The organism is Microbispora sp. CL1-1 (assembly GCF_012034195.1).
Lineage (GTDB): Bacteria > Actinomycetota > Actinomycetes > Streptosporangiales > Streptosporangiaceae > Microbispora.
Map to the genome: position 1 here is coordinate 371,697 of NZ_JAATEK010000004.1, position 7,642 is coordinate 379,338.

The following is a 7,642-nucleotide window of genomic DNA, read 5'->3' on the forward strand; positions in this document are numbered from 1 at the left end:
CCCTGTCCGATCAGGCCCAGGAGGAGTCCTGCTCCGGGTCGCCGCCGTCGGCGAGCAGGCGCAGGTCGGCCTCGACCATCATCGCCACGAGCTCCTCGAACGACACCGTCGGCTCCCAGCCGAGCTGGGTGCGGGCCTTCTTCGGGTCCGCGCACAGCAGGTCGACCTCCGCCGGGCGGTGCAGGGACGCGTCGCAGACGACATGCCGCTCCCAGTCCAGCCCGGCGGCGGCGAACGCCGCCTCGACCAGCTCGCGCACCGAGTGGGTGCGCCCGGTGCCGATGACGTAGTCCTCGGGCTCGTCGGCCGACAGCATCATGTGCATGGCCCGGACGAAGTCGCCGGCGTACCCCCAGTCGCGGCGCGCCTCCAGGTTGCCCAGGCGCAGCTCCGTGGCCATGCCGAGCTTGATCCGCGCGACGCCGAGCGAGACCTTGCGGGTGACGAACTCGGCACCCCGCCGGGGCGACTCGTGGTTGAACAGGATGCCCGACACCGCGAACATCCCGTACGACTCGCGGTAGTTCTGCGTGAGGAAGTGCCCGTACGCCTTGGCCACGCCGTACGGCGACCTGGGGTGGAAGGGGGTGCGCTCGGTCTGCGGCGTCTCCCTGACCTGGCCGAACATCTCCGACGACGACGCCTGGTAGAAGCGGATCTGCCCGGCCGACGAGCCGCGCGACGCGGTGATCCCCGAGCAGACGCGGATGGCCTCCAGCACGCGCAGCACGCCCATGCCGGTCACCTCGGCGGTCAGCTCGGCCTGCTCCCACGACATGGGCACGAACGAGATGGCCCCGAGGTTGTAGACCTCGTCGGGCTGCACCTTCTCCACCGCCGAGATCAGCGACCCCTGGTCGAGCAGGTCGCCGCGGACCAGCCGTACGTCCTGGAGGAGGCGGCGCACGCGCGGGACGCGGGGGTTGGCCTGCCCGCGGACGAGGCCCCAGACCTCGTATCCCTCGCTCAGCAGGTGTTCTGCGAGATAGGAGCCGTCCTGACCGGTGATGCCGGTGATCAGCGCACGCCTGGCCAACGGATCCTCCTCGTAGCGCCCAACTTGGCCTATGAGAGGCGAATGTACCGCCCTGCCCGGCCATGCCTATAGACGCGCCACTAGAACGTGTTGCACAGAATGGCGTTCGGGTAAGCTAACAGCCCAGGTCGGGCAGGGTGAGGGTCAATCGAGGACCCTTTCCACCTCACCTACCCCATCTAAGGTCAAATGGTAGTGTTCCTGGCAGCAGCCCCACGGGGGCACGGCGGGAAACCGGCTGGAAAGGGGTGCCTCTTGGCGGAGAGGCTGCGCGTCGCGCTGCTGTCCTACCGCAGCAAGCCCACCTGTGGCGGCCAGGGGGTGTACCTGCGCCATATAAGCCGCGAGCTCGTCGCCCTGGGCCACCACGTGGAGGTCTTCTCCGGCCAGCCCTACCCGGAGCTGGACGAGGGCGTGATCCTCAACAAGGTGCCGAGCCTGGACCTCTACCGCGACGAGGACCCGTTCCGCACGCCGAAGCGCGACGAATACCGCGACTGGATCGACGTGCTCGAAGTCGCCACGATGTGGACGGCCGGCTTCCCCGAGCCGCTGACGTTCAGCCTGCGGGCCTACCGCGAGCTGAAGAGGCGGCGCGGCGACTTCGACGTCGTCCAGGACAACCAGACCCTGGGCTACGGCCTGCTCGGCATCCAGCGGCTGTTCCCGGTGGTCGGCACCATCCATCACCCGATCAGCGTGGACCGGCGGATCGAGCTGAAGGCCGCCAAGGGCTGGAAGCGGCTGTCGATGCGCCGCTGGTACGGCTTCGTGCGCATGCAGAGCATCGTGGCGCCCCGGCTGAGCCCGATCCTGACCGTCAGCGAGTCGTCGCTCGCCGACATCCACCGCGACTTCAACGTGCCGCAGTCGAACATGCGGCTGATCCCGCTCGGCGTGGACACCCGGTTCTTCCACCCCCGGCCCGAGCTGCCGAAGCGGCCGAACTCGATCGTGGCCGTGGCCAGCGCCGACTCGCCCATGAAGGGCGTGGCGACCCTGCTGCGGGCGGTCGCCAAGCTCGCCACCGAGCGCGAGGTCGACCTCACCGTGGTGAGCAGGCCCACCCCCGGAGGCCCCACAGAACAGCTCGTCAACGAGCTGTCGCTGCACGACCGCGTGCGGTTCGTGCACGGCATCCCTGACGAGGAGCTGGCCGAGCTGATCGCCACCTCCGAGGTCGCGGTGGTCCCCTCGCTCTACGAGGGGTTCTCGCTGCCGGCCGTCGAGCACATGGCGTGCGGCACCCCGCTGGTCGCCTCCCGTACGGGCGCCCTGCCCGAGGTGGTCGGCGACGCGGCCGTACAGGTGACCCCGGGCGACCCCGAGGAGCTGGCCGCCGTGCTGCGCCGCCTGCTCGACTCCCCCGAGGAACGCGCGGAGTTCGGCCGGCGCGGCTACGACCGCGTGATGGAGCGGTACGCCTGGCCGGTCGTCGCCCAGCGCACGGTCGAGGCCTACCACGAGGCCATCGCGGCACGGCGCTTGTCCCGATGAGCGTCTCCCGCTAGGCGTCCCCCGATGAACGTCCCCCGGTGACTCCCCAGACCCCACGAAAGGCAGGCACCGAGTGCTGACCGTCGACTTCAACCGGCTGCCCGTCGGACCGGGCGACCGCGTCCTCGACCTCGGGGCCGGCGGTGGCCGGCACGCCTTCGAGGTGCTGCGCCGGGGCGCCGACGTGGTCGCCTTCGACATGGACGCCGCCGAGATGGAGAACGTGGCGGCCATGTTCGCGGCGATGGACAAGGAAGGCGAGGTGCCGGCGGGCGCGACCGGGGACACCGTCGTCGGCGACGCCCTGCACATGCCGTTCCCCGACGCGTCGTTCGACCGCGTCATCGCCGCCGAGGTGCTGGAGCACATCCCCGACGACATGGCCGCGATGCGCGAGATCGTCCGCGTGCTGAAGCCGGGCGGCCGGGCCGCGATCACGGTGCCGAGCTTCCTGCCGGAGCGGATCTGCTGGGCCCTGTCGGAGGACTACCACACCGCCCCCGGCGGACATATCCGGATTTATACGTTGGCGGAGCTCCAGGCGAAGCTGAAGTCCTCCGGGCTCGAGGTCGGCGGCCACCACTACGCCCACGGCCTGCACTCGCCGTACTGGTGGATCAAGTGCGCGGTCGGGGTCAATGACGACGACCACCCGCTGGCCAAGGCCTACCACGAGCTGCTCGTCTGGGACATCATGAAGCGCCCCCTCGCGACCCGGCTGGCCGAGGCCGTGCTCAACCCCCTGATCGGCAAGAGCGTCGTGGTCTACGTGCGGAAGCCCGCATGACGCGGGTGCCCGACGTTCCGGGGATCATCACCGCCGAGCAGGTCGTCCGTACGGCCGAGAGCATCGCCGCGGTCCAGGACGACCAGGGCGGCGTCCCCTGGCCCGAGGGCCACATCGACGCGTGGAACCACATCGAGTGCCTGATGGCGCTGACCGTGGCCGGGCTGCGCGACGAGGCCCGCAGGGGCTACGACTGGCTCGTACGGCACCAGCGCCCGGACGGCTCCTGGCCGATGAAGGTCCGCGACGGCGAGCCCGCCGAGGCGGCCGGGGAGTCCAACCACGCGGCGTACGTCGCGGTGGGGGTCTGGCACGACCTGCTGGTGACCGGCGACGAGGACTTCGCCCGGTCGATGTGGCCGATGGTGACGCGGGCCCTCGACTTCGTCATCGGCCTGCAGACCGCGCGCGGCGAGATCCTCTGGCAGCGCGACGCCGAAGGAAGCCCGGCGGACTACGCACTGCTCACCGGGTGCTCCTCCATCCACCAGGGCCTGCGGTGCGGGGCGCTGCTCGCCGAACGGCTGGGCGACCCACAGCCCGACTGGGAGCTCGCCGCCGACCAGCTCGGCCACGTGATCGCCGGCCACCCGGAGGCGTTCGCCGACAAGAGCCGGTTCTCGATGGACTGGTACTACCCCGTGCTCGGCGGCGCCGTACGCGGGGCCGCGGCGGCACAGCGGTTCGACCTGGAGTGGGACACCTTCGTCGTACCCGGGCTCGGCGCGCGCTGCGTCTCCGACCAGCCCTGGGTCACCGGCGCGGAGTCGTGCGAGCTGGTGCTGGCGCTCGACGCGGCCGGGCTGCGGGAGCGCGCGCTGGCGGTGTTCGCCGACATGCAGCACCTGCGCCACGAGGACGGCTCCTACTGGACCGGGTGGCAGTTCGTGAACGAGCGGCACTTCCCCAACGAGCGGTCGGCCTACACGGCCGCCGCGGTGGTGCTCGCCGCGGACGCCCTCTCCCGCGCCACCCCCGGCTCGGGGATCTTCCGCGACGCCGGCGGCCGGGAGGCCCGCATCACCGGCGAGTGCGGCTGCGAACGCGCCCGCGCCTGATCACACTCTTTCGAGCACGCGCAGCGATCCGACGACCCGCACCTCGCGGAAGTCGCCCGACTCCAGCGCGCGCAGGTAGACCCGGTAGGGCGCCTGCCCGCCGTCCGCGGGATCGGGATAGATGTCGTGGAAGACCAGCGCGCCGCCCTTCATCACGTGCGGCGCCCATCCCTCGTAGTCGGCCGTCACCGGTTCCTCCGAGTGGCCGCCGTCGATGAACAGCACGGCCAGCGGAGTGGACCAGTGGCGGGCGACCGTGGCCGACGCGCCCACGACCGCGATCACCTCGTCCTCCAGGCCGGCGGCGGCGATCGTGGCGCGGAAGAACGGCAGCGAGTCCATCCGCCCGGTCTCCGGGTCCACGAGCTCGGGGTCGTGGTGCGGCCAGCCCGGCTGGATCTCCTCCGAACCCCGGTGGTGGTCCACCGTGAAGACCACCGTGCCCGCCCGCCGCGCCCCGGCGCCCAGGTAGATCGCCGACTTGCCGCAGTAGGTGCCGATCTCGCAGATCGGCCCGCGGGAGCCGTACGCGCAGGCGGTCTCGTACAGCGCCTCGCCCTCGGCGGAGGGCATGAAACCACGCGCCTTCTCGGCGGCGCGGCGCAGGTCGTCGGGCATCGGGGTCACCATGCCCGGCACCCTATCCAACAAGCCGAATGATGTTCGGGACTGCCCCTTGTCCACCCTGATGCAACGTGTTCTACTTTGCTTCGTGAACCAGCGCGCCCGCATCGCGATGAGCGAGGAAGAGGTCGCGGAGCTCCTGCGGGACGCCCGCAAACTCCAGCTCGGCACGATCAACCCCGACGGCACGCCCCACCTGGTCACGATGTTCTACGGACTCGACGACGGCCGCGTCACGTTCTGGACGTACGCCAAGTCGCAGAAGGCCCGCAACATCGAGCGCGACCCGCGCGTGAGCTGCCTGATCGAGACCGGGGACGAGTACGCGCGGCTTCGCGGCGTGCTCGTCTACGGCAAGGCGCGGCCGATCGACGACCCGGCGGCCGTCCTGGAGGTCGGCCTGGACGTCACGCGGCGGATGACCGGCGTGCCCGTCGACGGCCCCGAGGCGCGGGCCTACGTCGAGCACACCGCGCGCAAGCGCGTGGCCTATCTGGTCGAGCCGGCCCGCGTCGTCTCCTGGGATCACCGCAAGCTCGGCGGCGAGGGCTCCGGACGACCGCGATAGGCGCAAGATCCGCGGGACAGGCCCTAACGTGAGCTCCAGCGCGATGTGACGCACAGGAGGAGGACGCGCCATGAAGATCAAGGTCGACTACGACGTGTGCGAGGCCAACGCCGTCTGCATGGGCCTGGCGCCCGAGGTCTTCGAGGTCGACGACGAGGACGACCTCCACGTGCTGCTGCCCGAGCCGCCCGCCGAACTGCTCGACCGGGTCCGCCATGCGGTCCGGTCCTGCCCCAAGGCCGCGCTGTCGCTCGAAGACGAGTGACGCGCGGCGCCCCCCTGAAAGACCAGCCTGAAAGACCGGGAGGTCCCCCATGCGCGGCGCGCTTCTCCACGCGGTCGGCGACGAAAAGCTCGACATCAGAGACGACTTCACGCTGACGCCGGTGGGCCCGGGTGACGTCCGGGTGCGGGTGAAGGCCACCGGCGTCTGCCACTCCGACCTCTCGGTCCTCAACGGCGTGCTCCCCATGCCGCTCCCGATCATCCCCGGTCACGAGGGCGCGGGCGAGGTCGTCGAGGTGGGCGACGGCGTGACCACCGTGCAGCCGGGCGACCACGTCATCATCAACTGGACGCCCGCCTGCGGCGACTGCCCGAGCTGCGTGGGCGGTCAGCCGAATCTCTGCATGACGTACATGATGAAGAGCTTCACCGAGCCGCGCTTCCTGTTCGGCGGCGACACCCCGGCGTTCGGCATGGCCGGGTGCGGCACCTGGGCCGAGGAGATCATCGTGCCGTGGCAGGGTGCGATCAAGGTCGACCCCGACGTGCCGTACGAGGCGGCGGCGCTGATCGGCTGCGGCATCACGACGGGCGTCGGCGCGGTGCTCAACACCGCGAAGGTGCGCCCGGGCGCGACCGTCGCGGTCGTCGGCTGCGGCGGCGTCGGCCTGTCGGTGATCCAGGGCGCCCGCATCTCCGGCGCGACCACGATCCTCGCGATCGACCCGTTGGAGTCCAAGCACGCGCTCGCGAAGAAGGTCGGCGCCACCCACGCCTGCACCCCCGACCAGCTCATGGACGCCATCGGCACGCTGACCGGCGGCCAGGGCTTCGACCACGGCTTCGAGGTGGTCGGCAAGTCGGCCGCCATCATGACCGCCTGGCAGGCGACGCGGCGCGGCGGCGACGTCATCGTCGTCGGCGCGGGCGCCATGGACGACATGGTGCCGCTGAGCGCCTTCAACCTGCTGTTCGAGGGCAAGAACCTCCTCAGCTCGCTGTACGGCGACGCCGACGTCCGCAGGGACTTCCCGCGCTTCGTAAACCTTTACAAGTCGGGCAAACTCGATCTCGACAGTATGATCAGCTCTCGCATCAGGATCAGCGATCTGAACGACGCGGTCGACGCCCTGCGCGGCGGCGAGGTGCTCCGGCAGATCGTGCTGTTCGACTGAGGCCACCGGCCCGCCGGAGATCTCCCCGGCGCGGGGGATATCTCCGGCGGGCCGGGGTAACCCGAGCGGCGACATGCAGACGTTCCTGCCCTATCCGGGCTTCGCGGCCACCGCCCGCGTCCTCGACCCGCTCCGCCTCGGCAAACAGCGGGTCGAGGCCCTGCAGGTGCTGCGCACGCTGACCATTCCGGGGTACGGCTGGCGGCACCACCCGGTGGCGCACATGTGGGCCGGATACGAGGAGGCGCTGGTCCGCTACGGCCTGGAGATCGTGGCGGCCTGGTGCGACCTGGGCCGCGCCGACACCTGCGCCGCGACCATGACCAGGGAGCTGCTCGGCTGCCGGGGCATCGAGACGCCCCGCGTCCAGGAGGCCCTCGCGGAGGCGGGCGAGCTGCCGCCCTGGCTCGGCGACCCCGCCCTCCACCTCAGTCACCGCTCGGCCCTGCTGCGCAAGGACCCGGAGTTCTACGGCCCGAAGTTCTCCGGCGACCCCGACGACCTCCCCTACGTCTGGCCCGGCTCCGACCGCGTCAACGCCCTCCTCCCACCCCGCCGCACCGTGTAGCACGCCGTACTGTGTAGCACGCCGTCAGCATGCCGGAGGGCCGGGCGGCACCTGGGGGGTGCGCCCGGCCCGGGCCTCGCGAGAGCCGGGGAGAGAGATCAGCT

9 protein-coding genes are annotated in these 7,642 nt (G+C 71.0%); 7 read left to right on the forward strand and 2 right to left on the reverse strand.

Annotation, left to right across the window (positions count from 1 at the left end):
- Positions 1-10: 10 nt before the first annotated feature.
- Positions 11-1,036, reverse strand: a complete 1,026-nt coding sequence (locus tag HCK04_RS07695) for a GDP-mannose 4,6-dehydratase (protein WP_142646284.1) — start codon at positions 1,034-1,036, stop codon at positions 11-13.
- A 255-nt stretch (positions 1,037-1,291) separates the two neighbouring features.
- Between HCK04_RS07695 and HCK04_RS07700 the strand changes: the two genes are divergently transcribed.
- The 3 genes from HCK04_RS07700 (at position 1,292) to HCK04_RS07710 (ending at position 4,378) form a co-directional block, all read left to right on the forward strand.
- Positions 1,292-2,533: a glycosyltransferase family 4 protein gene (locus tag HCK04_RS07700; RefSeq protein ID WP_240971098.1), complete on the forward strand. Its 1,242-nt coding sequence runs from the start codon at positions 1,292-1,294 to the stop codon at positions 2,531-2,533.
- Positions 2,534-2,606: 73 nt separating this feature from the next.
- Complete coding sequence (locus HCK04_RS07705; RefSeq protein ID WP_142646288.1) at positions 2,607-3,320, forward strand: class I SAM-dependent methyltransferase; 714 nt, start codon at positions 2,607-2,609, stop codon at positions 3,318-3,320.
- A complete protein-coding gene (locus HCK04_RS07710; RefSeq protein WP_142646291.1) occupies positions 3,317-4,378 on the forward strand; it encodes a prenyltransferase in 1,062 nt (353 codons plus the stop codon). Before HCK04_RS07705 ends, HCK04_RS07710 begins: the two co-directional genes overlap by 4 nt.
- Here the strand turns inward: HCK04_RS07710 and HCK04_RS07715 are convergent, their stop codons facing one another.
- On the reverse strand, positions 4,379-5,008 hold the full coding sequence (locus HCK04_RS07715; protein ID WP_205829952.1) for a class I SAM-dependent methyltransferase: 630 nt from the start codon (positions 5,006-5,008) through the stop codon (positions 4,379-4,381).
- 82 nt (positions 5,009-5,090) lie between these two features.
- Between HCK04_RS07715 and HCK04_RS07720 the strand changes: the two genes are divergently transcribed.
- From HCK04_RS07720 to HCK04_RS07735, 4 genes are all read left to right on the forward strand, one after another.
- Positions 5,091-5,570 carry a pyridoxamine 5'-phosphate oxidase family protein gene (locus HCK04_RS07720; RefSeq protein ID WP_142646293.1) on the forward strand — a complete coding sequence of 160 codons (480 nt, stop codon included), beginning with the start codon at positions 5,091-5,093 and terminating at the stop codon, positions 5,568-5,570.
- A 70-nt stretch (positions 5,571-5,640) separates the two neighbouring features.
- On the forward strand, positions 5,641-5,835 hold the full coding sequence (locus HCK04_RS07725) for a ferredoxin (RefSeq protein WP_142646295.1): 195 nt from the start codon (positions 5,641-5,643) through the stop codon (positions 5,833-5,835).
- 49 nt (positions 5,836-5,884) lie between these two features.
- The gene (locus HCK04_RS07730; protein ID WP_142646297.1) at positions 5,885-6,970 is read left to right on the forward strand and encodes a Zn-dependent alcohol dehydrogenase; all 1,086 of its coding nucleotides are present in this window, start codon (positions 5,885-5,887) and stop codon (positions 6,968-6,970) included.
- Positions 6,971-7,043: 73 nt separating this feature from the next.
- Complete coding sequence (locus tag HCK04_RS07735; protein ID WP_142646299.1) at positions 7,044-7,538, forward strand: MSMEG_6728 family protein; 495 nt, start codon at positions 7,044-7,046, stop codon at positions 7,536-7,538.
- The last annotated feature ends 104 nt before the right edge of the window (positions 7,539-7,642 follow it).

What these genes read in the sequence shown, in the direction of transcription:
- HCK04_RS07715 (WP_205829952.1), bottom strand. Translation starts at nt 5,008, where the DNA reads ATGGTGACCCCGATGCCCGACGACCTGCGCCGCGCCGCCGAGAAGGCG.
- HCK04_RS07725 (WP_142646295.1), top strand. Translation starts at nt 5,641, where the DNA reads ATGAAGATCAAGGTCGACTACGACGTGTGCGAGGCCAACGCCGTCTGC.
- HCK04_RS07710 (WP_142646291.1), top strand. Translation starts at nt 3,317, where the DNA reads ATGACGCGGGTGCCCGACGTTCCGGGGATCATCACCGCCGAGCAGGTC.
- HCK04_RS07735 (WP_142646299.1), top strand. Translation starts at nt 7,044, where the DNA reads ATGCAGACGTTCCTGCCCTATCCGGGCTTCGCGGCCACCGCCCGCGTC.
- HCK04_RS07730 (WP_142646297.1), top strand. Translation starts at nt 5,885, where the DNA reads ATGCGCGGCGCGCTTCTCCACGCGGTCGGCGACGAAAAGCTCGACATC.